Here is a 23,248-nt window from a genome sequence, read left to right on the forward strand (position 1 = left end):
AGATTATGGGTAGAAAAAATAAACGGCCCACAGTTATGAGCCGTTTATCTATTTTTGAGACGACGAGTCTATTACAGAATCGCTTTCTCTACAACGCGAACCAGTGTCCAAGACTTAGTCTTAGACAGCGGACGGCATTCGCTAATTTCAACGACGTCGCCGATACCGCATTCGTTGTTCTCGTCATGTACGTGCAGCTTAGTCGTACGCTTGATGAATTTACCGTAGATTGGGTGTTTCACGAAACGTTCAATCGCAACAACGATGGATTTCTCCATTTTGTCACTGATAACACGACCTTGCAGAGTACGGATCTTGTCACTCATTACGCACCCGCCTTTTCAGTCAGTAAAGTCTTCACACGTGCAACATCACGACGCACTTGTTTCAACAGGTGTGTTTGCTGCAACTGGCCACTTGCCGTTTGCATGCGCAGGTTAAACTGCTCACGCAAAAGGTTAAGAAGCTCAGTGTTCAGCTCTTCCACGCTTTTTTCGCGCAGCTCTTGTGCTTTCATTACATCACCGTCTTAGTTACAAAGGTGGTTTTGATAGGCAGTTTGGCTGCTGCCAGCTGGAAGGCTTCACGAGCCAGCTCTTCAGGCACACCGTCCATTTCGTACAGGACTTTACCAGGCTGGATCAAGGCAACCCAATACTCCACGTTACCTTTACCTTTACCCATACGAACTTCCAGTGGCTTCTCGGTGATCGGTTTGTCCGGGAATACACGGATCCAGATCTTACCTTGACGCTTAACTGCACGGGTCATCGCACGACGTGCTGCTTCAATTTGACGAGCAGTCAGACGACCACGGCCAACAGCTTTCAGACCGTAAGTGCCGAAGCTCACATCCGTACCTTGCGCAAGACCACGGTTGCGGCCTTTATGCACCTTACGGAATTTTGTACGCTTTGGTTGTAACATCAGCGACTCTCCTTACTTGCGGCCTTTACGCTGCTGCTTTTTAGGTTGAGCAGCCGGTTCCGGTTGTTCAACTGCAGCCATACCACCCAGGATCTCACCTTTGAAGATCCATACCTTAACGCCGATTACACCATAAGTGGTGTGCGCTTCAGATGTGTTGTAATCGATATCCGCACGCAGAGTGTGCAACGGAACACGACCTTCACGGTACCATTCGGTACGCGCGATTTCAGCACCGCCAAGACGGCCGCTTACTTCAACTTTGATACCTTTAGCGCCAAGACGCATTGCGTTCTGTACAGCACGCTTCATAGCACGACGGAACATAACGCGACGTTCCAGCTGTGAAGTGATGCTGTCAGCAACCAATTTAGCGTCAAGTTCCGGCTTGCGGACTTCGGCGATGTTAATTTGCGCAGGAACGCCAGCGATATCCGCTACGACCTTACGCAGTTTTTCGACATCTTCACCTTTCTTGCCGATAACGATGCCAGGACGAGCGGTGTGAATAGTTACACGGATGCTCTTCGCTGGACGCTCGATAACGATGCGAGAAACGGAAGCTTTCGACAATTCTTTAGTCAAGAACTGGCGAACTTTAAAGTCGCTGTCCAGGTTGTCAGCGAATTCTTTGGTATTTGCATACCAAGTAGAGTTCCAAGGTTTGACAATACCTAGTCGAATACCATTAGGATGTACTTTCTGACCCATTGCTAGTCTCCAGAGTCTCAGCGATCGGACACAACCACAGTAATGTGGCTGGTGCGCTTCAGAATGCGATCTGCACGACCTTTAGCACGCGGCATAATGCGCTTCATGCTTGGGCCTTCGTCTACGAAAATCTTCGTGACTTTCAGATCATCGATGTCAGCGCCATCGTTGTGTTCTGCGTTAGCAATGGCAGACTCTAGTACCTTCTTAACCAAACCAGCAGCTTTCTTGTTGGTGTAGGCCAAAGTTTCCAGAGCTTGCGACACTTTCTTACCGCGGATCAGGTCAGCAACAAGGCGAACCTTCTGAGCAGAAGAACGAGCGTGGCGATGTTTAGCGATAGTTTCCATCTCTTCCTCCTACCTTAGCGCTTTTTAGCTTTTTTATCAGCCGCATGGCCGCGATAAGTACGAGTCGGCGCGAATTCACCCAGTTTGTGACCGACCATTTCGTCGGAAACAAATACTGGTACGTGCTGACGACCATTATGGACAGCGATGGTCAAACCGATCATGTTAGGAAAGATCGTTGAACGACGGGACCAAGTGCGCAAAGGCTTCTTGTCACCGCTTTCCACCGCTTTCTCTACCTTCTTCAGCAAGTGCAGGTCAATAAAAGGACCTTTCTTGAGAGAACGTGGCATGGCTTATCCTCTAATTATTTTTTGCTACGGCGACGTACAATGAATTTATCAGTACGCTTGTTGCTACGGGTCTTCTTACCTTTGGTCTGAACGCCCCACGGGGTTACCGGGTGCTTACCAAAGTTACGACCTTCACCACCACCGTGTGGGTGATCGACTGGGTTCATCGCAGTACCGCGAACGGTAGGACGAATACCACGCCAACGTGCAGCACCTGCTTTACCCAGAACGCGAAGCATATGTTCAGCGTTACCGACTTCACCTAAGGTGGCGCGGCAATCAACTTGAACTTTACGCATTTCGCCAGAGCGCAGACGCAGAGTTACGTAGGAACCGTCACGTGCAACGATCTGAACGTAGGCACCAGCAGAACGAGCCATTTGGCCACCCTTACCTGGTTTCATTTCTACGTTGTGAACCGTTGAACCTACTGGGATGTTGCGCATAGGCAGGGCGTTACCTGTCTTAATTGCTGCATCAACACCAGATTGGATCTGGTCACCCACTTTCAGGCCTTTCGGCGCCAGGATATAACGGCGTTCGCCGTCTTTGTACAGAACCAGAGCGATATTCGCTGAACGGTTCGGATCGTACTCCAGACGCTCAACCACTGCTGCGATACCGTCTTTGTTGCGTTTGAAGTCAACCAGACGATAATGCTGCTTGTGGCCACCACCGATATGACGGGTGGTGATACGGCCATTGTTGTTACGACCACCGCTTTTGCTCAGTTTTTCAAGCAGCGGGGCATAAGGTTTACCCTTGTGCAACTCCTGGTTAACCACTTTAACAACATGGCGGCGGCCCGGAGATGTAGGTTTACATTTAACAATTGCCATTGTTCAAACTCCTCCGACTTACTCTGCGCCGCTGATGAAGTCCAGATTCTGGCCTTCTTTCAGGGTAACGTAAGCTTTTTTCCAGTCGCTACGACGACCAACACGCTGACCGTGACGCTTCACTTTGCCTTTAACAAGCAGGGTGTTAACGTCTTCGACTTCGACTTCAAACAGTTTCTTAACCGCAGCTTTGATTTCTGCTTTAGTCGCGTCTTTGGCAACTTTGAGAACGATGGTGTTGTTCTTTTCCATCGCAGTAGAAGCTTTTTCAGAAACGTGCGGCGCGCGCAGCACTTTCAGCAGACGTTCTTCACGAATCATGCCAGCATCTCCTCAACTTGCTTCACCGCGTCAGAAGTCATAACGACTTTGTCGAAGGCGATCAGGCTTACTGGATCGATACCTGCAACATCACGTACATCAACCTTGTACAGGTTGCGTGCGGCCAGGAACAGGTTCTCGTCGACTTCGCCAGTTACAATCAGCACGTCTTCCAGAGCCATGTCTTTCAGTTTCTGTGCCAGCAGCTTAGTTTTAGGCGCTTCTACAGAGAACTGCTCGACTACGATCAAGCGATCTTGACGTACCAGTTCGGACAGAATGCTTTTCAGCGCGCCGCGGTACATCTTTTTATTTACTTTTTGACTGTGGTCCTGTGGCTTTGCAGCGAAGGTTACACCACCGGAACGCCAGATCGGGCTCTTTACAGAACCTGAACGCGCACGGCCAGTACCTTTCTGACGCCAAGGTTTTTTACCGGAACCAGTTACTTCAGCACGGGTCTTCTGAGCGCGAGTACCTTGACGGGCACCTGCTGCATACGCAACAACGACCTGGTGTACCAGCGCTTCATTGAAATCACGCCCGAAGGTAGTTTCGGAAACAGTCAGCGCGCTTTGCGCGTCTTTCACTACTAATTCCATTCCTATCTCCTCGACGTTAAGCCTTAACAGCAGGTTTAACGATCAGGTTGCCACCGGTAGCACCCGGAACAGCACCCTTGACCAGCAGCAGGTTGCGCTCAGCGTCAACACGTACTACGTCCAGGCTTTGAACGGTTACACGCTCGTTACCCAGTTGGCCTGCCATTTTCTTGCCTTTGAACACTTTGCCCGGAGTCTGGTTCTGACCGATAGAACCCGGAACACGGTGAGACAAGGAGTTACCGTGGGTAGCGTCTTGGGTACGGAAATTCCAGCGCTTAACTGTGCCAGCAAAACCTTTACCTTTAGAAGTACCGGTAACATCTACTTTCTTAACGTCTGCGAAAATTTCAACGCTAATGTTCTGACCTGCAGTAAATTCTTCACCTTCTGCAAGGCGGAATTCCCACAGACCGCGGCCAGCTTCTACGCCAGCTTTAGCGAAGTGACCCGCTTCTGGTTTAGTTACACGGTTAGCTTTTTTGCTACCAGTAGTAACTTGCACAGCACGGTAACCGTCGTTGTCCAGGTCTTTGACCTGAGTAACGCGGTTTGCTTCAATTTCGATAACGGTTACTGGGATAGAAACACCATCTTCAGTGAAGATACGTGTCATACCCACTTTTTTACCGACTAAACCAATCATTGTTTCAACCTCTCAATCGCTCAATGACCCTGATTAACCCAGGCTGATCTGCACGTCTACACCAGCAGCCAGATCCAGACGCATCAGAGCATCAACGGTTTTCTCGGTTGGCTCAACGATGTCAACCAGACGCTTGTGAGTGCGAATCTCATACTGATCGCGCGCATCTTTATTGACGTGCGGAGAAATCAGAATGGTAAAGCGCTCTTTGCGGGTCGGCAGCGGGATTGGACCACGAACTTGCGCACCAGTGCGCTTCGCAGTCTCAACGATTTCCGCAGTTGATTGATCGATCAAACGATGATCAAACGCTTTCAGGCGGATACGGATTCTTTGGTTCTGCATGAGACCAGAGCTCCAATTATTTTAAACGTAAATAATTACTCCTCAAACCCATTTCGATTGATGGGAGAGTGTAATCGTTCTTCATATAACCCCCATATCGGGAGTATTGTTTGATTAGCGGTACAGCATTGCTAATCAACTAATCCTTATCGAATTAGACTTACCAAGATTAGGTAAGCCCGCGCATTATACGTAAATAGCGATAGGAAGCAACCAATACGGCAAACAAAATGCTTTTATTTTGCACTCATCACTTTCCAGCACAGATCGCAGAACGGCATTTTAAGTCCGTTCAAAGGCAAAAATCTCTCGTCCCCTCCCCTCTCTGCTGATACCTTGCGCTGAAGAATTAGCCAATAATTGGGCTTCAATACACTTCATGGAAGAAGTCAAAATGGATGAATGGCAGTTATTGAGTCGTGCAGCACTCTCTCAGGGATGGCCTTACCACAGCTGCATCACCTTGCTCGGCCTTCTCGCCGGCAGCTTTCTTAATGTGGTGGTTTACCGGCTCCCGATGGCTATTGGCCGAGCGGAAGGAAAGAGCAAAGACACGTTTAATCTTTGCTTCCCCGCTTCCCACTGCCCTGCCTGCAAACATGCGTTGCGGTATTGGCAAAACATCCCATTGCTGAGTTGGGTGATTTTGCAAGGTAGGTGCCATTACTGCCATGGTGCGATCTCCCCTTCTTACCCGTTGACTGAGGGGTTTTGCGCAGCTGGCTTTCTGGCGCTTGCTTTGATGCTCCCCGACCCAGCGACTCTATTCGCCACGCTGATACTGTTTTGGTTCCTGCTGGCGTTGAGCCTGATTGACCTTGCAACCTACTTGCTGCCAGATAGCCTGACGTTGCCATTGCTCTGGATAGGATTGCTGGTTCATTCAGTTTCGGGAAAGGTACCGCTGCAAGATGCGGTCTATGGCGCAGCTGCCGGGTATCTTGCTTTGTGGCTTTTATATTGGGCGGTGAAGGCGATCACGGGCAAGGAAGGAATGGGATATGGCGACTTCAAGTTGCTTGCGGCGTTGGGCGCCTGGGTTGGCTGGCAGATGTTGCCGCGCCTGTGCATATTGGCCGCACTTACGGGAATGATATTTGCGCTGGTGAGTAAAGGGAGAAACCAAATGACCAAGCAAATTCCGTTTGGACCGAGTTTAGCTTCTGCCGGGTTGCTGGTATATGTCAGCCAGCAGAGCGAATCTGTCTGGCTGATGTTTCAATGAGACGCATGGCTATTTCTGGGATTCTTCTTTGAGCTGGGACTGAATGTAATTCTGAATGCCGACGCGGCCGATGAGTTCGAGCTCGGTTTCGATCCAGTCAATGTGGTGCTCTTCATCAGCGAGGATGTTGATCATCAAATCACGGCTAACGTAGTCATGGACTGAATCTGCATAGGCAATTGCCTCACGCAGGTCTTTGGCTCCGTCGAGTTCCAACAGTAAATCTGATTTCAGCATCTCTTCAACATCTTCCCCGATATTGAGTTTGCCGAGATCTTGCAGGTTGGGAATGCCTTCCAAGAAGAGAATGCGCTCAATATAGAGGTCCGCATGCTTCATCTCATCAATTGACTCATGGTATTCGATGCCATTGAGTCGCATCAGACCCCAGTTTTTGAACAATCGGGCGTGCAAAAAATACTGGTTAATCGCAACCAGTTCATTTCCAAGAAGTTTATTGAGGTGTGCAATGACTTTTTTATCGCCTTTCATAGGTAACTCCTCCGTTCCGGTATCTAAAGCGTAGATCCGGTTCAGAGTAAGTCAAAGAAAAGGCTTACTTTTGGCGAGGTATTTTTAAGCGATATTGTCGAACTGTGGTATCTGCTGCAATTCGTCTTCCATTATCTGGCGCGCGACACGGATACATTTACCGCACTGCGTACCTACCGGAACAAAATTTCTGAGCTGTTGAAACGTTTGAGGCTGATAGCGACGAACTGCCTGACGGATTGTTTTATCACTAACGCTATTACATAAACACACGTACATAGAAACCACACATCGAACAAAACCTGAACTAACTGTAAATGAGAATCGTTACTATTGCAACGCTCAGGTATAAAAAAAGGGTGCCGAAGCACCCTCTTTTATATTGCAGAAGTTATCAGCGATTAAGCGAGAACTTTAGCAACAACGCCTGCACCAACGGTACGGCCACCTTCACGGATTGCGAAACGCAGACCGTCATCCATCGCGATTGGGTGGATCAGGGTAACTACCATGTTGATGTTGTCACCTGGCATTACCATCTCTACGCCTTCTGGCAGTTCGATGGTACCGGTCACGTCAGTTGTACGGAAGTAGAACTGTGGACGGTAGCCTTTGAAGAACGGAGTATGACGGCCGCCTTCATCTTTGCTCAGGATATAAACTTCTGAGTCAAATTTGGTGTGTGGTTTGATTGAACCTGGTTTAGCCAGAACCTGACCACGTTCGATGTCTTCACGCTTGATACCACGCAGCAGAACACCAACGTTCTCACCGGCACGGCCTTCGTCCAGCAGTTTGCGGAACATTTCAACGCCAGTACAAGTAGACTTAACAGTGTCCTTGATACCAACGATTTCAACTTCTTCGCCAACTTTGATGATACCGCGCTCTACACGACCGGTAACAACGGTACCACGACCGGAGATGGAGAATACGTCTTCGATTGGCAGCAGGAATGGCTTGTCAATCGCACGCTCTGGTTCTGGGATGTAGCTATCCAGGTGGCCAGCCAGCTCGATGATCTTAGCTTCCCACTCTGCTTCGCCTTCCAGTGCTTTCAGCGCTGAACCTTTAACAACTGGGATGTCGTCGCCTGGGAAATCGTAAGCAGACAGAAGTTCGCGAACTTCCATTTCTACCAGTTCCAGCAGCTCTTCGTCATCAACCATGTCGCATTTGTTCATGAATACGATCATGAATGGAACGCCAACCTGGCGACCCAACAGGATGTGCTCACGAGTCTGTGGCATAGGGCCATCAGTTGCAGCAACAACCAGGATCGCGCCGTCCATCTGAGCAGCACCGGTGATCATGTTTTTCACATAGTCGGCGTGTCCTGGGCAGTCTACGTGCGCGTAGTGACGGCTTGGGGTGTCATATTCAACGTGAGAAGTGTTGATGGTGATACCACGAGCTTTTTCTTCTGGTGCGTTATCGATCTGGTCGAATGCACGAGCAGAACCGCCGTAGGTTTTAGCCAGAACGGTGGTGATTGCAGCAGTCAGGGTAGTTTTACCGTGGTCAACGTGGCCGATAGTACCAACGTTAACGTGCGGTTTTGTACGTTCAAATTTTTCTTTAGACACGGCTATATTCCTTACTCTTGTGCTCCCCCTTCATAGAGAGAGCACTGGATCATTGTGTTTAAACCAGTGGCTTATTTGCCACGAGCTTCAATAACGGCCTGAGCGACGTTGTTCGGCGCATCATCGTACTTCAGGAACTCCATGGAGTAAGAAGCACGGCCTTTGGTCAGAGAACGCAGTTGAGTTGCGTATCCGAACATCTCGGACAACGGAACTTCAGCGTGAATCTGAACGCCAGTAGCGTTGGATTCCTGACCTTTCAGTTGACCACGACGACGGCTAAGGTCACCGATGACATCACCAGTGTTCTCTTCCGGAGTTTCTACTTCAACCTTCATGATCGGCTCAAGCAGAACTGGTTTCGCTTTCTTAAAGCCATCTTTGAAGGCGATAGAAGCGGCCAGTTTAAACGCCAGCTCAGAGGAGTCAACGTCATGGTATGAACCGAAGTGCAGACGCACGCCCAGATCTACTACCGGGTAACCCGCCAGTGGACCAGACTTCAGCTGCTCTTGGAAGCCTTTGTCGATCGCAGAGATGAATTCAGTTGGAATTACACCACCTTTGATCTCGTTGACGAACTCGTAACCTTTCGGATTTGAGCCTGGCTCCAACGGATACATATCGATCACAACGTGACCGTACTGACCACGACCACCAGACTGCTTGGCGTGTTTACCTTCGATGTCGGTAACTTTGCCGCGAATCGCTTCACGGTAAGCTACTTGTGGCTTACCGACGTTCGCTTCAACGTTAAATTCGCGACGCATACGGTCAACCAGGATGTCCAGGTGAAGCTCACCCATACCTGCGATGATAGTCTGACCAGATTCTTCGTCAGTCCATACGCGGAATGATGGGTCTTCTTTCGCCAGACGGCCCAGAGCCAGACCCATTTTTTCTTGGTCAGCTTTGGTTTTTGGTTCTACCGCAACGGAGATAACCGGCTCAGGGAACTCCATACGCTCCAGGATGATCACATTTTCTGGATCACACAGAGTGTCACCGGTAGTTACGTCTTTCAGACCGATTGCCGCAGCGATGTCGCCTGCACGTACTTCTTTGATTTCTTCACGCTTGTTAGCGTGCATCTGAACGATACGGCCCAGACGTTCGCGCTGAGATTTCACTGGGTTAAATACAGTGTCACCTGAGTTGACGAGACCGGAGTAAACACGGAAGAACGTCAAGTTACCCACGAATGGGTCAGTTGCGATTTTGAACGCCAGTGCAGAGAACGGCTCAGCATCATCAGAGTGACGAACTGCTGGAGTGTCTTTACCGTCATCCAACATACCGTTGATAGCTTCAACGTCAGTTGGTGCTGGCAGATACTCAACAACAGCATCCAGCATTGCCTGTACACCTTTGTTTTTAAACGCAGAACCACAGGTAACCAGGATGATTTCGTTGTTCAGAACGCGCTTACGCAGAGAAGTTTTGATCTCTTCTTCGGTCAGCTCTTCGCCACCAAAGAATTTCTCCATCAGCTCATCAGAGCCTTCAGCAGCGGACTCAACCAGTTTCTGATGCCATTCTTCAGCCAGTTCTTGCATGTCAGCTGGGATCTCTTCGTATTCGAAGGTCACGCCCTGATCAGCTTCGTTCCAGTTGATAGCTTTCATCTTCACCAGGTCAACAACACCGGTGAATTTCTCTTCCGCGCCGATTGCCAGTTGCAGAGGCACCGGAGTTGCGCCCAGACGTTTTTCAATCTGATCAACAACTTTCAGGAAGTTAGCACCCATACGGTCCATTTTGTTAACGAACGCGATACGAGGAACTTTATATTTGTTTGCCTGACGCCATACGGTCTCAGACTGTGGCTGAACACCACCAACAGCACAGTAAACCATTACCGCGCCATCAAGAACACGCATGGAACGTTCAACTTCGATGGTGAAGTCAACGTGCCCTGGGGTGTCGATGATGTTGATGTGGTGTGGTTCGAACTGCTTAGCCATACCAGCCCAGTAACAGGTGGTAGCAGCGGACGTGATGGTAATACCACGTTCCTGTTCTTGCTCCATCCAGTCCATGGTAGCTGCGCCATCATGAACTTCACCGATTTTGTGGTTTACACCGGTGTAGAACAGAACACGTTCGGTAGTGGTCGTTTTACCGGCGTCGATGTGAGCACTGATACCAATGTTACGGTAGCGCTCAATGGGTGTTTTACGAGCCATTTGATTCCTCTATAACTAGGACGTTCAAGTTCAGTTAACCCAAGCGGGTTGGCTTCTTGAAGCGCCCGCTTGGTTAGCATAACTACTGCGAAGTGATTACCAGCGGTAGTGGGCGAACGCCTTGTTGGCTTCAGCCATACGGTGAACGTCTTCACGTTTCTTAACAGCAGTACCTTTGTTCTCTGCTGCGTCAGAAAGTTCGTTCGCCAGGCGAAGAGCCATGGATTTATCACCGCGTTTACGAGCAGCTTCAACGATCCAACGCATTGCCAGGGCATTACGACGAACCGGACGTACTTCAACTGGAACCTGATAAGTAGAACCACCTACGCGGCGGGACTTAACTTCGACAGTCGGACGAACGTTGTCCAGAGCGACTTCGAAAGCTTCCAGGTGGCCTTTACCGCTACGTTGAGCCAGGGTCTCAAGAGCAGTGTAGACGATTGCTTCTGCAGTAGATTTTTTACCATCTACCATCAGAATGTTTACGAATTTAGCCAGCAGTTCGGACCCGAACTTAGGATCTGGCAGGATTTTACGTTGACCAATGACGCGACGACGTGGCATGGAAATACTCCGTTGTTAATTCAGGATTGTCCAAAACTCAAAGAGTTTATTTTGACATTAATGTAAAAATGTTTGGCCTTACTTAACGGAGAACCATTAAGACTTCGGCTTCTTGACGCCGTATTTAGAACGAGATTGCTTACGATCCTTAACGCCTGAACAGTCCAGCGCGCCACGGACGGTGTGATAACGCACACCTGGCAAGTCTTTTACACGACCGCCACGGATCAGGATCACGGAGTGTTCCTGCAGGTTGTGACCTTCACCGCCGATGTAGGAGGTAACTTCAAAACCGTTAGTCAAACGCACACGGCATACTTTACGCAGTGCGGAGTTTGGTTTCTTAGGAGTGGTGGTATATACACGAGTACATACGCCACGTTTCTGCGGGCAAGCTTCCAGCGCTGGAACGTTGCTTTTAGCAACCTTCGTAGAGCGTGGTTTGCGTACCAGCTGATTAATTGTTGCCATTAAAAAGCTCCTGGATTTTGGTTCATAAACTACTTTGTAAACGCGTGTTAAATCACCCCATATACAGCATGAGCTAATATGGGGACGCAGAATTTTAGGGCTGACCTACAAAGGTGTCAAGAAATATACAGCGTTGGAGATAATCACCATGCGATTTGCTGGGGGTGCTTTTCAGTCAGCGCAACGAAACCAGTATAGTCGATCAGCGTAATATTGTGTGAAATTTGACCAACCAATCCTCTGGCGGCGAGATCTTCACATAAGGCATAAACCGAATGTTCTGCTGTAGCTAGATATTGGTGCGCCGCGCTGTCTTTCAAGGCCGCCAGCACGCCGTCTTGCATCAGCAGTAAGGCGTCTTGTGAGCCAATCAGACTAACAAGTGTGGGGAAATCACAAGCTTGGGGGGAATTTGCTAAGGTAAAAAGCATGTTTCATCCTGCCTTAAAATGTCATCACGACATCGTATTCCGCTAACTTAGCGCGTAATTCTTCCGCGGCCAGCGTCTCAACATCCAGCACCCAGTTGTTCACACTCGACAATCCGCGCGACGCCAATGACTCCGCGCAGATGAAACACTGGTCAATATCGTATAAGGATAAAACGCCGTAAGTTACGATATAATTACGCGAAAGAATTTTTTCTGGCTGTTGGTTGGGTAACAGCTGAAATACGCCATCGCCGACAAAGAACACGCCAATGTCTTCAGTTAATGCTGAGGTGGCGAGCAAGGCATCAAGCCCTTCCCTGCCCGCTGAACTGCCGTGTGGCCCATGCGTAAAAATAAAGGCGACTTTTTTCATTTTGGATTCACACCTTGTATTTAAAACTGCACTAGCCGGTCGCAGGTCAGCGACGCTTCGGCCAAACTTCCCAGCCCGGTCAAGGCAAAACCTGATTGCAGGTTAGCAAACTCACCGCCCTGATTACGGGCTTCATCGCCATCAATCACGCCACGGCGCAGCGCCGCGGCTACGCAGACATTCAGCGCCACTTGGTTGTCGACGGCTAATCGCTGCCAAGCGCGCACTAAATCGAACTCGTCAGAAGCCGGCGCTGAAAGCTGGTTGCCATTCAAAACGCCTTCGCGATAGAAAAAGATGCTGTCTAACTGATGCCCGGCGGCTAACAGCGCCAGAGCAAATTGATAGGCCGCGCTGGCTTGTTGCGTGCCATAAGCAGGGCCGGTCACCAGCAGGCAATAACGCAGTTTCAACGTTCGTTCCCCACCAGATCGCCGCTCTTAAACTGGCGGATATAGAGATAAACCGTGTGCTTGGAGATGTTCAGGCGATCTGCCACCTGATTAATCGCATCTTTGATATCAAAAATGCCTTTCTCGTAAAGATTCAGAACCACCTGACGATTCTTGGCGTTATTCGACACATTGCGGTCAGCATTCACCTCTTCAATGGTGAATTCCAGCGTCTGCGCCACCAAGTCATCAACTGACGAGGCGAAGTTCACCGAAGGGGCCACTTCCTGCGTTTCTGGCGGCATAAAGGTCTGCATGATTTGCGAGAAAGGCACGTCGAGGTTCATGTTGATACACAGCAGGCCAATCACTCGCTGTTCGCGGTTGCGAATGGCGATAGTCACCGACTTCATCAACACGCCGCTTTTGGCGCGAGTGAAATAGGCCTTCGACACATTGCTGTCGGCACCTGTCATATCGTGCAGCATGCGCAGCGCCAAGTCGGTAATCGGCGAGCCGATTTTACGCCCGGTATGTTCACCATTGGCAATTCTAATCGCCGAGCATTTCAAGTCTTCTAGAGAATGCAGAACAATTTCACAGTGCTCGCCGATAAGCATCGCCAAACCATCGACTACCGCCTCATAGGAGGTGAGAATTTCGTGGTCGGTCTGAGTGAAAGGACGTTGGTCCAGCAAATCCAGTTCGCCGGTTTCGCCAGATATAAGCGAATTAGACATCGAAGCTACCACCCTCTACATTGCGCTCGCTTGAGACCAGCAATACGCATCAATCAATATTCGGGGCCTTCACTGCCCTCCACTGCTGTAAACAGGCAGGCAGACAGACACCCTTGAGATCACATGGAATAGTGACGTTATGCTCGACAGGCAAACGCGTCAAGTGATCATCATAGAGTAACCGCAGTAAAATGAGGGTCACAGCCAGAATTAATCTTTTAGGCAAAAAAAACCGCCGCGTATAGCGACGGTTTTCTCAGAGCAGCTAAAACAGATTAGTTTGCTTTAGGGGCTGCTGCGGCTGCATCGTCAGCTGGCTGTTCAGCCGCTTTCGGGTCAGCTTTAGGCGCGGCTTTAACGTCCAGCAGTTCTACGTCGAAGACCAGAGTAGAGTTAGCTGGGATGCCAGGGACGCCAGTTTTGCCGTAAGCCAAGTCTGGTGGAATGACCAGCTTGATTTTACCGCCTTTCTTAACGTGCTTCAGACCTTCGGTCCAGCCTGGGATCACGCCGTCAAGACGGAAGGACAGTGGCTCGCCACGAGTGTAAGAGTTGTCGAACTCAGTACCGTCGGTCAGAGTACCTTTGTAGTTAACAACCACGGTGTCGCTGTCTTTCGGCACTTCGCCAGTACCTGGTTTTTCTACCTGATACAGCAGGCCAGATTCAGTTTTCTTCACGCCTTTAGTTTTGGCGAAGTCAGCACGGAATTTGTCGCCTTTCTCTGCGTTAGCTTTAGCGTCTTGTTCAACTTTAGCTTGAGCAGAAGCCTTCACGCGGCCTTCGAAAGTTTGCAGCGTTTTTTCGATGTCGGCGTCAGACAGTTTGCTCTTGTTCGCAAACGCGTCTTGTACACCAGCGATCAACTGGTCTTTGTCCAGTTTGATGCCCAATTTCTCTTGTTCTTTCAGAGAATTGTCCATGTAGCGGCCAAGTGAAGCACCCAGCGCGTAAGCAGCCTGCTCATCATCACTTTTAAACTTAGTTGTATCAGTCGCTGCCGGTGCGGCGGCGGCTGGTGCAGCGGCAGGAGCTGGAGCAGCTTTTGCTGCATCATCTGCCATGGCCTGCGTCGCATTCAGTGCCAGTGCCATGGTGGTCGCTAACAGTGTTACTTTAAACAGTGATTTCATCCATTTCTCCAAGACCTGAAGCACGTAGCCTCAGGTAACAATAACGAAAGTACGGCGGTTACTATAACTGTCCATGTTCGAACAAGACAATCTCTATACTAACCAATAGCGTATTATTCAGAACCTTTTTGCGACAATAAGTTTCTTAATTTCCTTAAAATACGAAAACTCTCAGACAGCCCGTCAGGTAATTCCCCGCATTTGCAGGTAGAATCCGTCCATTGCAGCATAAGAGGTGAAACCCATGGACCAGAGCGCCATCGAGAAACGTTTAGAGATGCTAGAAAGCCGTCTGGCATTTCAGGAAGTGACCATTGATGAACTCAATCACATCGTCACATCACACCAGTTAGAAATGAGTCGGCTGCATGACCACCTGCGCTTATTGACCGATAAACTGCGCGCGTCGCAGCCGTCGCAAATCGCCGATCAGTCGGAAGAGACGCCGCCGCCGCATTACTAAGCCACAGACTCACGCCGCAGCAACAAAAAAGGCACCCATTGGGTGCCTTTTTCGCTTTAAAGACTCAGTGTGCCTTAGTGGCAACCACATCCGCCGTTACCGCAACCGCCTTTGCTGCCGTGGTCATGGCCGTGATCGTGATCATGGCTGTGACCGTGGCCGCCGCAGCAACCGCCGTGGTCATGGTCGTGGTCGTGACCATGGTCATGACCGTGCTCGCCGTGAACGTGGCCGTGAGCTAGCTCTTCAGCCGTAGCTTCGCGAATTGCTACCACTTCTACGTGGAAGTTCAGGTTCTGACCCGCCAGCATGTGGTTACCGTCAACAACGACGTGGTCGCCGTCAACTTCAGTGATTTCGACCGGAACTGGACCCTGATCGGTGTCAGCCAGGAAACGCATACCCACTTCCAGCTCTTCAACACCCATGAACACGTCTTTAGGAACGCGTTGTACCAGGTTTTCGTCGTAGTTGCCGTAAGCGTCGTTGGCGCCAACGTGCACGTCGAATTTGTCACCGACTGCATGACCATCCAGCGCGGTTTCCAGACCGGAGATCAGGGAACCATGACCGTGCAGATAATCCAACGGTGCGCTCACCGGTGATTCATCAACCAACACACCGTCTTCTGTACGTACCTGATATGCCACGCTGACGACCAGGTCTTTTGCTACTTTCATGATAACTCCTACCGTTGGAAACTGAATGACAACAACAGTGCCGAATAAATTTGGCGAAGAGTGTAACGGAAATCCGCGCCTCTGTACCTGATAGCATACAAAAAACGCGACTATTAACGCTACTTCGGATCAAAAATACCGATAACTTGTTCGTCGCGGCGCAAGGTTTTATCTACCTGCTCATCGGTCTGGCGTTTATGCAAACCGCACTTGATGCACTCGACCACCTCAACCTGATCTTCAATCCATAAAGCGAGGGTATCCAGCGCCTTACATTGCGGGCAAACGGCGCCAGCGATGAAACGTTTACGGGTTGTAGCCATGACTTACTCTCCAAAAATGTCGCGTCTTGCGCCTGCTTTATACATGGGGGCAGGTGAAACGTTTTGCAAAAAAAAATTTATCCGCCGGACTTCCCAAATACCATAAACCCGGCTTATTCGTCGTCGTCCCAGCCATCCAGCTGGCGGCGCTCGTTGTGCATTTCGCTTTGGAAGATATCTTCCAGCTCGCGTCGTGCCTCTTTCACACGGGAAATCTGCGCCACGTCGCCACGGTTTTGCGGCACCAGCTCGCGCAACATGCGCATATCCAGTCGGCGAAAGTGCTGCTGCGCGCGATAGGCGCTGTGCGGATGCATCCCCAGCGTCACCAGCGTCTTCTTGCCTAACTCCAGCGCACTAGAGAAAGTTTCACGCGAGAAGTGAGTCACGCCCGCCTGCAATAGCTCGTGGGCCTCAACACGTCCGCGAGCACGCGCCAGAATATTCAGGTGCGGGAAATGCTGCTGGCACAGATGCACGATTTCCATCGTATCTTCCGGCTCATTACAGGTAATAACGATAGATTTGGCCTTCTCCGCGCCGGAGGCTCTGAGCAATTCTAGCTCGGTGGCATCGCCGTAATAGACCTTATACCCATAGGTGCGCATCAGGCCGACGGCGCTGATATCTCGCTCCAGCACGGTAATGCGCTTCTTGTTGGCCATCAGCAGGCGGCCAATTACCTGACCAAAACGCCCGAAGCCGACGATAATCACCTGCGGCTGGTCATCCTGCACGAAGTGCTTCTCGTCGCTCTCTTCATTATCGTTGTAGCGGCGCACCAGAATCTTATCCACCGCCTGCATCAGCAGCGGCGTGGTCATCATCGACAGCGTCACCACCACCAACAGCAGGGAGAGCTGCGAGGAAGAGATGACCTTCTGCGCACCAGCGGCCGAGAACAGCACGAAGGCGAACTCTCCGCCCTGACTGAGCACCGCCGAGAATTGCAGCCTGACCGAGGTGCGAATGCCAAACACCCGCGCCAGCGTATACAGCACCGTGCCTTTGATCGACACCAGCACCACCACGCCAATCAGCACTTCCAGCACGTGGGTGTAAAGCACGCCAAGGTTGAGCGCCATGCCGACCGAGATAAAGAACAGCCCGAGCAGTAAACCCTTAAACGGCTCGATAGCGATTTCCAGTTCGTGCTGATACTCACTTTCCGCCAACAGCACCCCGGCGATAAAGGTCCCGAGGGCCATGGAGAAGCCGAGTGAATCCATAAACAGCGCCGAGCCGAGCACCAACAGCAGCGCGGCGGCGGTGAATACTTCGCGCACGCCAGAGGCCACAATCAGGCGGAAAATCGGTCGCAGCAGGAAACGCCCGCCAATCAGCATGCCGGCAAACGCCAGCACCTTCAGGCCAATCATACCCCAGTTATTGGTGCCTTCCGGGCCACCGGCCAGCAGAGGGATCAGCGCCAGCGCGGGGATAACCGCGATATCCTGAAACAGTAAAACCGCGAAGCCGAGCTGCCCGCCTTCGTTGCGAGTCATGCTCTTGTCGCGCATCAATTGCAGGGCCATGGCGGTGGAAGACATCGCTAGACCAATACCGCCAATCAGCGCCGCTTGCCATGCGAAGTCGGTCAGATAGAGCAGCCCGCCCAGCACCGCGGCGGTCAAGATCACCTGCCCCGCCCCCACGCCGAAGATCTGCCTGCGCAGCTCCCACAGCTTGCCGGGGTTCAGCTCCAGCCCGATGATAAACATCAGGAACACCACCCCAAGCTCGGAGAAGTGCAGAATTTCATCCACGTCGCGAATAAAACCTAGCCCCCACGGGCCGATGGCAATCCCAGCCAGCAGGTAGCCGAGCACCGCGCCAATGCCCAATTTCTGGGCAATGGGTACAGCAACCACGGCAGCGAACAGAAACAGCAAAATCGCCGCCGGAAGATTCGAACCGTCCATTATTGATTGCCTCCGTGTGGCAGTGGAGACCTTAACCAATCGCCGTAAGCCTGCGCATGGCTATGTAAAACATCAGGTTTCTGGCGGCGGGCCCAATAGATGATAATCGGCGTCATCCAGTGCATATGGCACATCGCCGAGGTCAGCTCGAAGGGACGCATAATGTCCGACATCGGGTAGCGGTTATAGCCGCCCGCCTTATAGGCACCCTCCGGCTCGCCGGTGGTGACCACCGAGCGCCAATACTTTCCCCGCAGCGCGTTGCCGCCTGCGCCGCTGGCAAAGCCGCGAGCCAAGACGCGATCCATCCACTCTTTTAGCAGCGCTGGGCAGCTATAGGTATAAAGAGGATGTTGAAAAACAATCACTTTATGATCGCGTAACAGCTGTTGTTCGCGGTGAATATCGATGAAAAAATCGGGGTAGTGGGCGTACAAATCGTGAACGGTGACATGCTCTAATTGCTGCGCTTGTTGCAACAAAACGCAGTTGGCGACCGAATCGGGCGATTCCGGGTGGGCATACAGCAGCAAAACCTTTGGTGGCTGCGACATCAATACCTCCAAAGCGTCGTCAGGGTGCGGTTTTTCCGTTACCATGCTTCGCAAAGACTAAAAATAGGACGCAATACGTCTTGTTTAACTTATGATCGTGACAATTTAACATACTCTCAACACGGCGCTTTATGATTGTTTTCTCCTCATTACAAATCCGACGCGGCACTAACGTCCTGCTAGATAACGCATCAGCGACCATTAATCCCGGCCAAAAAGTCGGTCTGGTCGGCAAAAACGGCTGTGGTAAATCGACACTTATCTCACTGTTGAAAAACGAAATGAGCGCCGATGCTGGCAACATGACTTTCCCGAATAACTGGGCTTTGGCCTGGGTTAATCAGGAAACGCCCGCGCTTGACGTGCCAGCCATAGAGTATGTTATCGACGGCGACCGCGAGTTTCGTCAGTTAGAATCCGAATTGCACGCCGCCAACGAGCGCGACGACGGCAACGCCATCGCTCACGCCCACGGCAAGCTCGACGCCATTCAGGCGTGGACCATTCCGGCGCGCGCCGCCAGCCTGCTCAGCGGGCTGGGCTTTAGCCAAAGCCAATTGCAGCAGCCGGTGAAATCCTTCTCGGGCGGCTGGCGTATGCGCCTTAACCTGGCGCAGGCGCTGATTTGTCGCTCAGACTTACTGCTGCTCGACGAACCAACCAACCACCTTGATTTAGACGCCGTGATCTGGCTTGAAAAGTGGCTGAAAAGCTACACCGGCACGCTGGTGCTAATTTCCCATGACCGCGACTTCCTCGACCCGATTGTCGATAAAATCCTGCATATCGAGCAGCAAACGCTGAACGAATACACCGGCAACTACTCCTCTTTCGAGCGCCAACGGGCCACTAAACTGGCGCAGCAGCAGTCGCTGTTTGAGAGCCAGCAAGAGAAAGTCGCCCACTTGCAGAGCTATATTGACCGTTTCCGCGCACAGGCCACCAAGGCCAAGCAGGCGCAGAGCCGAATCAAGATGCTGGAACGCATGGAGCTGATCGCCCCGGCGCACGTGGATAATCCTTTTCATTTTAGCTTCCGTTCGCCAGAAAGTTTGCCGGACCCGCTGCTGCGCATGGAAAAAGTCAGCGCGGGCTATGGCGACACCACCATTCTGGACTCCATCAAGCTCAATCTGGTGCCGGGTTCGCGCATCGGCCTGCTGGGTAGAAACGGCGCGGGTAAATCTACGCTGATCAAACTGTTAGCGGGAACCATGGCGCCCTTGCAGGGAGATATTGGCCTGTCCAAAGGGGTCAAGCTTGGCTACTTCGCCCAGCATCAGCTGGAGTTCCTGCGCGCCGAAGACTCGCCGTTGCAGCACTTAGTGCGTCTGGCAAACAAAGAGACCGAGCAGCAACTGCGCGACTATCTCGGCGGTTTTGGCTTCCACGGCGATAAAGTGACGGACCCGACCGGCCGTTTCTCCGGTGGCGAAAAAGCGCGTTTAGTGCTGGCCCTGATTGTCTGGCAGCGCCCTAACCTGCTGCTGCTCGATGAACCGACCAACCACTTGGATCTCGACATGCGTCAGGCGCTGACCGAAGCATTGATCGATTTCGAAGGCGCAATGGTGGTGGTGTCGCACGACCGTCACTTACTGCGCTCCACCACCGACGACCTCTATCTGGTGCACGGCGGCAAAGTCGAGCAGTTCGACGGCGATTTGGAAGATTACCAGCAGTGGCTGGTTGAGATTCAGCGTCAGGAGAGCCAGCAAGAAGCTCCGGCCAAAGACGGCGGCGTGAACAGCGCGCAGTCGCGTAAAGACCAGAAGCGCCGCGAAGCAGATTTCCGCAACCAGACTCAGCCGCTGCGCAAGCAGATAACCAAGTTGGAAACGCAGATGGAAAAGCTGAGTAGCGAACTGGCGGCTATTGAAGAGAAGCTCGCCGATTCCGCCATTTACGACATCAGCCGCAAAGCCGAGCTCACCGAGTGTCTGCAACAGCAAACCAAAACCAAAGGCGCGCTGGAAGAGACCGAAATGACCTGGCTCGACGCCCAAGAGCAGCTCGAAGAGATGTCGAAAGCGTTTGATGTAGAGAGTTGATTTGACTTCAACCCCACACCCCACCTAGCCTCCCCTCCTGAAAGGGGAGGGATAAAATCAAAAACACTCCACATCCTGAAAGCGAAGGATAAAAATCAGAACCACTGCGGCCGACGCTCCTTCTCCTCTCATGAGGAGAAGGCTGGGATGAGGAGTGGGTTTAAACCTCACCCCTTATAAAAAGGCTTATCACCTAACACCGTCGCCCGATGCATAATCCGCCGCTGCGGCAGATAATCTGCATTCGCATAATGCTGCGTCACGCGGTTATCCCAGATCGCGATATCATCCTGCTGCCAGCGCCAGCGCACCTGAAACTCCGGTTTGGTCACGTGGTTAAACAGGAAATTCAGGATCGCCGCACTCTCCTTCTCGCTCAGACCGACAATTCGGGTGGTAAAACCTTCGTTCACGAACAGCGCCTGCTTGCCGCTCACCGGATGGGTGCGAATCACCGGATGCAGCAACGGCGGGTTCTTCTCTTTGGCTTTCTGCCACTGCTGGTGCTCTTCCGGCGTCTTGCGATATTTGAATTCTTGGAATGACTTGGTGAAGTCATGCTCGGCCTGTAAGCCTGTCAGTAACTGGCGGAAAGGCTCGGATAGCGCCTCATAAGCCGCAATGCCACTGGCCCACAGCGTGTCGCCGCCGGTGGTCGGCAGGTGTTTTGACGCCAACACCGCAATTGCCGGAGGCGTTTCAATAAAGGTGACGTCGGTGTGCCAGTTGTCATTGTCCGGCGGGTTATCGTCGTGGGTGTCGAGCACGATGATCTCTTCGACATCCGGCGCGTGCGGGTAAACCGGGTGAATGTGCAAATCGCCGAACCGCGCGGCCAGCGCTCGCTGCTGCGCCGGAGTAATAGGCTGATTGCGGGCAAACAGCACCTGATGCTTGAGCAAAGCGTGGTAGAACTGCTCAAACTGCGCGTCAGACAGGGGGCGAGTCAGGTCGATATTCTCAACCTGCGCGCCGATATACGGGCCTAACGGCGTGATAATCAAACGTTCGTTCATTGTTGTTCTCCATGCCACGGGGTTAGTTTGCGCTGCAAGGCGCGCAGGCCGATTTCAAGACTAAAGGCGATCAGCGCGATCACGCTGATGCCCGCAATAACCACATCAGTCGCCAAAAATTCACCGGCGGACTGCACCATAAAGCCCAGACCGCGCGTGGCGGCAATCAGCTCGGCGGCCACCAGCGTGGACCAGCCGACGCCGAGGCCAATCCGAATGCCGGTCAGAATTTCCGGCAGTGCGCTTGGCAACACCACATAGCGCAACACCTGTAACTTACTGGCGCCGAGAGCCTGCGCGGCGCGGACTCGCACCTGAGAAACGCTGCGCACGCCCGCCACGGCGGAGAGCGCCACCGGGGCGAAAATCGCCAGATAGATCAGCAGAATTTTCGAGGTTTCGCCGATACCAAACCAGATCACCATCAGCGGCAGATAGGCCAGCGGCGGCACCGGGCGATACAGCTCAATCAGCGGATCCAGAATGCCGCGCACCGTGTCATTCAGCCCCATGGCAATGCCCACCGGCACGCCAATCACCACCGCCGCCAGCAGCGCAATCAAAATGCGCGTCAGGCTGGCTGCCAGATGCTGCCACAGCGTGGCGTCCATAAAGCCTTGCGGGCTGGCGATGACATACAGCTGATGCAGCACCTGCTGCGGCGCGGGGAGAAACAGCGGGCTGATGAGTTTCAGCGCTGTCACCGCCCACCACACCACCAAGAGCACCAGCAGCGTGGCGATGCTCAGCCGCACGTTGCGCGGAATGCGCGCCCACCATGAGCGCCGAGTGGCGGCCACGGTGGTTTGATTGTTGAGAGCAGAATCCAGACTCATATCACCACCTCGCGTTGCTGGAAGACCTTACTCAGCACGTATTCACGTTGAGCGATAAACTGCGGGTCGGACTTAATGGCGCGGCACGGCTCGCCGTTAGCAAAACGCTGGCCGAAGTCGAGCTTCAGGCGTTCTACCACCTGTCCCGGCCCCGGCGAGAGCAGCAACAGCTCGCTGGCGAGGAACACCGCCTCTTCAATATCATGAGTAATAAGCAAAATTTGTTTGCCGGTGTCGCGCCAAATGGTCAGCAGCAGCTCCTGCATCTGTTCGCGAGTAAAGGCGTCGAGCGCGCCGAAAGGCTCATCCAACAGCAGCAGGCGCGGATCGGCGGCCAGCGCGCGAGCAATGCCCACTCGCTGACGCATCCCGCCGGAAAGCTGCCAGATGAAGTGCTGCTCGTAGCCTTTCAGCCCGACTTTATTGAGCATGCGCAGCGCGGTTTCCCGGCGCTGGCTCTTGTTGATGCCCGCCAATTGCAGGCCGAACTCCACGTTGCTCACCACGTCGCGCCACGGCAGTAATCCCTCATGCTGGAACACCACGCCGCGATCGGCACCCGGCCCGCTGACCGGCACGCCGTCGAGAGTGATAGAGCCGCTCGACGCAGGCAAAAATCCGGCAATCAGGTTGAGTAAGGTGGTTTTGCCGCAGCCCGACGGGCCGAGCACCACCACCAGTTCGCCGCTGGCAATCTGCAAAGAGATATCTTTCAGGGCCGGGCGGCCCTGATATTGTGCCGAAAGGTGCGAGACGTTAAGCATGGCGTTCTC

The 23,248-nt window shown here is 52.3% G+C and carries 32 protein-coding genes; 3 read left to right on the top strand and 29 right to left on the bottom strand.

Annotated elements, in window-relative coordinates:
- Nucleotides 1–71: 71 nt before the first annotated feature.
- Genes rpsQ through rpsJ form a run of 11 tightly spaced genes read right to left on the bottom strand, consistent with a single transcriptional unit; the run spans nucleotide 72 to nucleotide 5,034 of the window.
- The gene (gene rpsQ, locus GEAM_RS16685; protein WP_009639185.1) at nucleotides 72–326 is read right to left on the bottom strand and encodes a 30S ribosomal protein S17; all 255 of its coding nucleotides are present in this window, start codon (nucleotides 324–326) and stop codon (nucleotides 72–74) included.
- Nucleotides 326–517, bottom strand: a complete 192-nt coding sequence (gene rpmC / locus GEAM_RS16690) for a 50S ribosomal protein L29 (protein ID WP_013573692.1) — start codon at nucleotides 515–517, stop codon at nucleotides 326–328. The genes rpsQ and rpmC overlap by 1 nt, the downstream gene beginning before the upstream one ends.
- Complete coding sequence (gene rplP, locus GEAM_RS16695; protein ID WP_009639183.1) at nucleotides 517–927, bottom strand: 50S ribosomal protein L16; 411 nt, start codon at nucleotides 925–927, stop codon at nucleotides 517–519. The genes rpmC and rplP overlap by 1 nt, the downstream gene beginning before the upstream one ends.
- 12 nt (nucleotides 928–939) lie before the next feature.
- Nucleotides 940–1,638 (bottom strand): 30S ribosomal protein S3, encoded by a 699-nt coding sequence (gene rpsC / locus GEAM_RS16700; protein ID WP_004929766.1) that lies wholly within the window; start codon nucleotides 1,636–1,638, stop codon nucleotides 940–942.
- Between the two features lie 17 nt (nucleotides 1,639–1,655).
- Complete coding sequence (gene rplV / locus GEAM_RS16705; RefSeq protein ID WP_004391423.1) at nucleotides 1,656–1,988, bottom strand: 50S ribosomal protein L22; 333 nt, start codon at nucleotides 1,986–1,988, stop codon at nucleotides 1,656–1,658.
- Nucleotides 1,989–2,002: 14 nt separating this feature from the next.
- Nucleotides 2,003–2,281: a 30S ribosomal protein S19 gene (rpsS, locus tag GEAM_RS16710; protein ID WP_004929772.1), complete on the bottom strand. Its 279-nt coding sequence runs from the start codon at nucleotides 2,279–2,281 to the stop codon at nucleotides 2,003–2,005.
- A 14-nt stretch (nucleotides 2,282–2,295) separates the two neighbouring features.
- Nucleotides 2,296–3,120: a 50S ribosomal protein L2 gene (gene rplB, locus GEAM_RS16715; RefSeq protein ID WP_034793690.1), complete on the bottom strand. Its 825-nt coding sequence runs from the start codon at nucleotides 3,118–3,120 to the stop codon at nucleotides 2,296–2,298.
- An 18-nt stretch (nucleotides 3,121–3,138) separates the two neighbouring features.
- Nucleotides 3,139–3,441 carry a 50S ribosomal protein L23 gene (gene rplW, locus GEAM_RS16720; RefSeq protein WP_034793691.1) on the bottom strand — a complete coding sequence of 101 codons (303 nt, stop codon included), beginning with the start codon at nucleotides 3,439–3,441 and terminating at the stop codon, nucleotides 3,139–3,141.
- Nucleotides 3,438–4,043: a 50S ribosomal protein L4 gene (gene rplD, locus GEAM_RS16725; RefSeq protein WP_034793692.1), complete on the bottom strand. Its 606-nt coding sequence runs from the start codon at nucleotides 4,041–4,043 to the stop codon at nucleotides 3,438–3,440. Before rplD ends, rplW begins: the two co-directional genes overlap by 4 nt.
- Before the next feature lie 16 nt (nucleotides 4,044–4,059).
- On the bottom strand, nucleotides 4,060–4,689 hold the full coding sequence (rplC, locus tag GEAM_RS16730; protein ID WP_013573687.1) for a 50S ribosomal protein L3: 630 nt from the start codon (nucleotides 4,687–4,689) through the stop codon (nucleotides 4,060–4,062).
- Nucleotides 4,690–4,722: 33 nt separating this feature from the next.
- Nucleotides 4,723–5,034, bottom strand: coding sequence for a 30S ribosomal protein S10 (gene rpsJ, locus GEAM_RS16735; RefSeq protein WP_009639175.1), 312 nt, complete (start codon nucleotides 5,032–5,034; stop codon nucleotides 4,723–4,725).
- A gap of 394 nt (nucleotides 5,035–5,428) precedes the next feature.
- Here rpsJ and GEAM_RS16740 point away from each other — a divergent pair, with 394 nt between their 5' ends.
- A complete protein-coding gene (locus tag GEAM_RS16740) occupies nucleotides 5,429–6,259 on the top strand; it encodes a prepilin peptidase (RefSeq protein WP_034793693.1) in 831 nt (276 codons plus the stop codon).
- Nucleotides 6,260–6,268: 9 nt separating this feature from the next.
- Here the strand turns inward: GEAM_RS16740 and bfr are convergent, their stop codons facing one another.
- The 11 genes from bfr to fkpA all read right to left on the bottom strand — a co-directional run bounded on the left by bfr (nucleotide 6,269) and on the right by fkpA (nucleotide 14,630).
- Nucleotides 6,269–6,751 carry a bacterioferritin gene (gene bfr, locus GEAM_RS16745; protein WP_034793694.1) on the bottom strand — a complete coding sequence of 161 codons (483 nt, stop codon included), beginning with the start codon at nucleotides 6,749–6,751 and terminating at the stop codon, nucleotides 6,269–6,271.
- 84 nt (nucleotides 6,752–6,835) lie between these two features.
- Nucleotides 6,836–7,030 carry a bacterioferritin-associated ferredoxin gene (gene bfd / locus GEAM_RS22835; protein WP_072009917.1) on the bottom strand — a complete coding sequence of 65 codons (195 nt, stop codon included), beginning with the start codon at nucleotides 7,028–7,030 and terminating at the stop codon, nucleotides 6,836–6,838.
- 122 nt (nucleotides 7,031–7,152) lie between these two features.
- Nucleotides 7,153–8,337: an elongation factor Tu gene (tuf, locus tag GEAM_RS16750; RefSeq protein WP_034793695.1), complete on the bottom strand. Its 1,185-nt coding sequence runs from the start codon at nucleotides 8,335–8,337 to the stop codon at nucleotides 7,153–7,155.
- 71 nt (nucleotides 8,338–8,408) lie between these two features.
- Nucleotides 8,409–10,523 (bottom strand): elongation factor G, encoded by a 2,115-nt coding sequence (fusA, locus tag GEAM_RS16755; protein WP_034793696.1) that lies wholly within the window; start codon nucleotides 10,521–10,523, stop codon nucleotides 8,409–8,411.
- A 96-nt stretch (nucleotides 10,524–10,619) separates the two neighbouring features.
- Nucleotides 10,620–11,090, bottom strand: coding sequence for a 30S ribosomal protein S7 (gene rpsG, locus GEAM_RS16760; RefSeq protein WP_005969574.1), 471 nt, complete (start codon nucleotides 11,088–11,090; stop codon nucleotides 10,620–10,622).
- A gap of 96 nt (nucleotides 11,091–11,186) precedes the next feature.
- Complete coding sequence (gene rpsL, locus GEAM_RS16765) at nucleotides 11,187–11,561, bottom strand: 30S ribosomal protein S12 (protein ID WP_013573668.1); 375 nt, start codon at nucleotides 11,559–11,561, stop codon at nucleotides 11,187–11,189.
- Between the two features lie 143 nt (nucleotides 11,562–11,704).
- Complete coding sequence (gene tusB / locus GEAM_RS16770) at nucleotides 11,705–11,992, bottom strand: sulfurtransferase complex subunit TusB (RefSeq protein WP_034793701.1); 288 nt, start codon at nucleotides 11,990–11,992, stop codon at nucleotides 11,705–11,707.
- Nucleotides 11,993–12,005: 13 nt separating this feature from the next.
- The gene (gene tusC, locus GEAM_RS16775; RefSeq protein ID WP_034793703.1) at nucleotides 12,006–12,365 is read right to left on the bottom strand and encodes a sulfurtransferase complex subunit TusC; all 360 of its coding nucleotides are present in this window, start codon (nucleotides 12,363–12,365) and stop codon (nucleotides 12,006–12,008) included.
- A gap of 20 nt (nucleotides 12,366–12,385) precedes the next feature.
- Nucleotides 12,386–12,772 carry a sulfurtransferase complex subunit TusD gene (gene tusD / locus GEAM_RS16780; RefSeq protein ID WP_072009924.1) on the bottom strand — a complete coding sequence of 129 codons (387 nt, stop codon included), beginning with the start codon at nucleotides 12,770–12,772 and terminating at the stop codon, nucleotides 12,386–12,388.
- A 2-nt stretch (nucleotides 12,773–12,774) separates the two neighbouring features.
- Complete coding sequence (locus GEAM_RS16785) at nucleotides 12,775–13,497, bottom strand: helix-turn-helix transcriptional regulator (protein WP_034793705.1); 723 nt, start codon at nucleotides 13,495–13,497, stop codon at nucleotides 12,775–12,777.
- A 275-nt stretch (nucleotides 13,498–13,772) separates the two neighbouring features.
- Nucleotides 13,773–14,630, bottom strand: coding sequence for an FKBP-type peptidyl-prolyl cis-trans isomerase (fkpA, locus tag GEAM_RS16790; protein WP_034793706.1), 858 nt, complete (start codon nucleotides 14,628–14,630; stop codon nucleotides 13,773–13,775).
- A 244-nt stretch (nucleotides 14,631–14,874) separates the two neighbouring features.
- Here fkpA and GEAM_RS16795 point away from each other — a divergent pair, with 244 nt between their 5' ends.
- Nucleotides 14,875–15,093 carry a protein SlyX gene (locus GEAM_RS16795; protein ID WP_034793707.1) on the top strand — a complete coding sequence of 73 codons (219 nt, stop codon included), beginning with the start codon at nucleotides 14,875–14,877 and terminating at the stop codon, nucleotides 15,091–15,093.
- Nucleotides 15,094–15,167: 74 nt separating this feature from the next.
- Here GEAM_RS16795 and slyD read toward each other — a convergent pair whose 3' ends face one another.
- From slyD to kefG, 4 genes are all read right to left on the bottom strand, one after another.
- Nucleotides 15,168–15,773 (bottom strand): peptidylprolyl isomerase, encoded by a 606-nt coding sequence (slyD, locus tag GEAM_RS16800; protein WP_034793709.1) that lies wholly within the window; start codon nucleotides 15,771–15,773, stop codon nucleotides 15,168–15,170.
- Nucleotides 15,774–15,892: 119 nt separating this feature from the next.
- On the bottom strand, nucleotides 15,893–16,096 hold the full coding sequence (locus GEAM_RS16805) for a YheV family putative zinc ribbon protein (protein ID WP_034793711.1): 204 nt from the start codon (nucleotides 16,094–16,096) through the stop codon (nucleotides 15,893–15,895).
- 113 nt (nucleotides 16,097–16,209) lie between these two features.
- Nucleotides 16,210–18,018 carry a glutathione-regulated potassium-efflux system protein KefB gene (gene kefB, locus GEAM_RS16810; protein WP_034793713.1) on the bottom strand — a complete coding sequence of 603 codons (1,809 nt, stop codon included), beginning with the start codon at nucleotides 18,016–18,018 and terminating at the stop codon, nucleotides 16,210–16,212.
- Nucleotides 18,018–18,572, bottom strand: a complete 555-nt coding sequence (gene kefG / locus GEAM_RS16815) for a glutathione-regulated potassium-efflux system ancillary protein KefG (RefSeq protein ID WP_034793715.1) — start codon at nucleotides 18,570–18,572, stop codon at nucleotides 18,018–18,020. Before kefG ends, kefB begins: the two co-directional genes overlap by 1 nt.
- 131 nt (nucleotides 18,573–18,703) lie before the next feature.
- Here kefG and GEAM_RS16820 point away from each other — a divergent pair, with 131 nt between their 5' ends.
- Nucleotides 18,704–20,623, top strand: coding sequence for an ABC transporter ATP-binding protein (locus GEAM_RS16820; protein WP_034793717.1), 1,920 nt, complete (start codon nucleotides 18,704–18,706; stop codon nucleotides 20,621–20,623).
- Nucleotides 20,624–20,790: 167 nt separating this feature from the next.
- On the opposite strand, the gene tauD is transcribed toward GEAM_RS16820, so the two are convergent.
- The 3 genes from tauD to tauB are packed head-to-tail and all read right to left on the bottom strand — an operon-like array spanning nucleotide 20,791 to nucleotide 23,239.
- Nucleotides 20,791–21,639 (bottom strand): taurine dioxygenase, encoded by an 849-nt coding sequence (gene tauD / locus GEAM_RS16825; protein ID WP_034793720.1) that lies wholly within the window; start codon nucleotides 21,637–21,639, stop codon nucleotides 20,791–20,793.
- A complete protein-coding gene (gene tauC, locus GEAM_RS16830; RefSeq protein WP_034793722.1) occupies nucleotides 21,636–22,475 on the bottom strand; it encodes a taurine ABC transporter permease TauC in 840 nt (279 codons plus the stop codon). Before tauC ends, tauD begins: the two co-directional genes overlap by 4 nt.
- The gene (gene tauB, locus GEAM_RS16835) at nucleotides 22,472–23,239 is read right to left on the bottom strand and encodes a taurine ABC transporter ATP-binding subunit (protein ID WP_034793723.1); all 768 of its coding nucleotides are present in this window, start codon (nucleotides 23,237–23,239) and stop codon (nucleotides 22,472–22,474) included. The genes tauC and tauB overlap by 4 nt, the downstream gene beginning before the upstream one ends.
- Nucleotides 23,240–23,248: the final 9 nt, after the last annotated feature.

This window comes from Ewingella americana ATCC 33852 (assembly GCF_000735345.1).
Taxonomy (GTDB): Bacteria; Pseudomonadota; Gammaproteobacteria; order Enterobacterales; family Enterobacteriaceae; genus Ewingella; species Ewingella americana.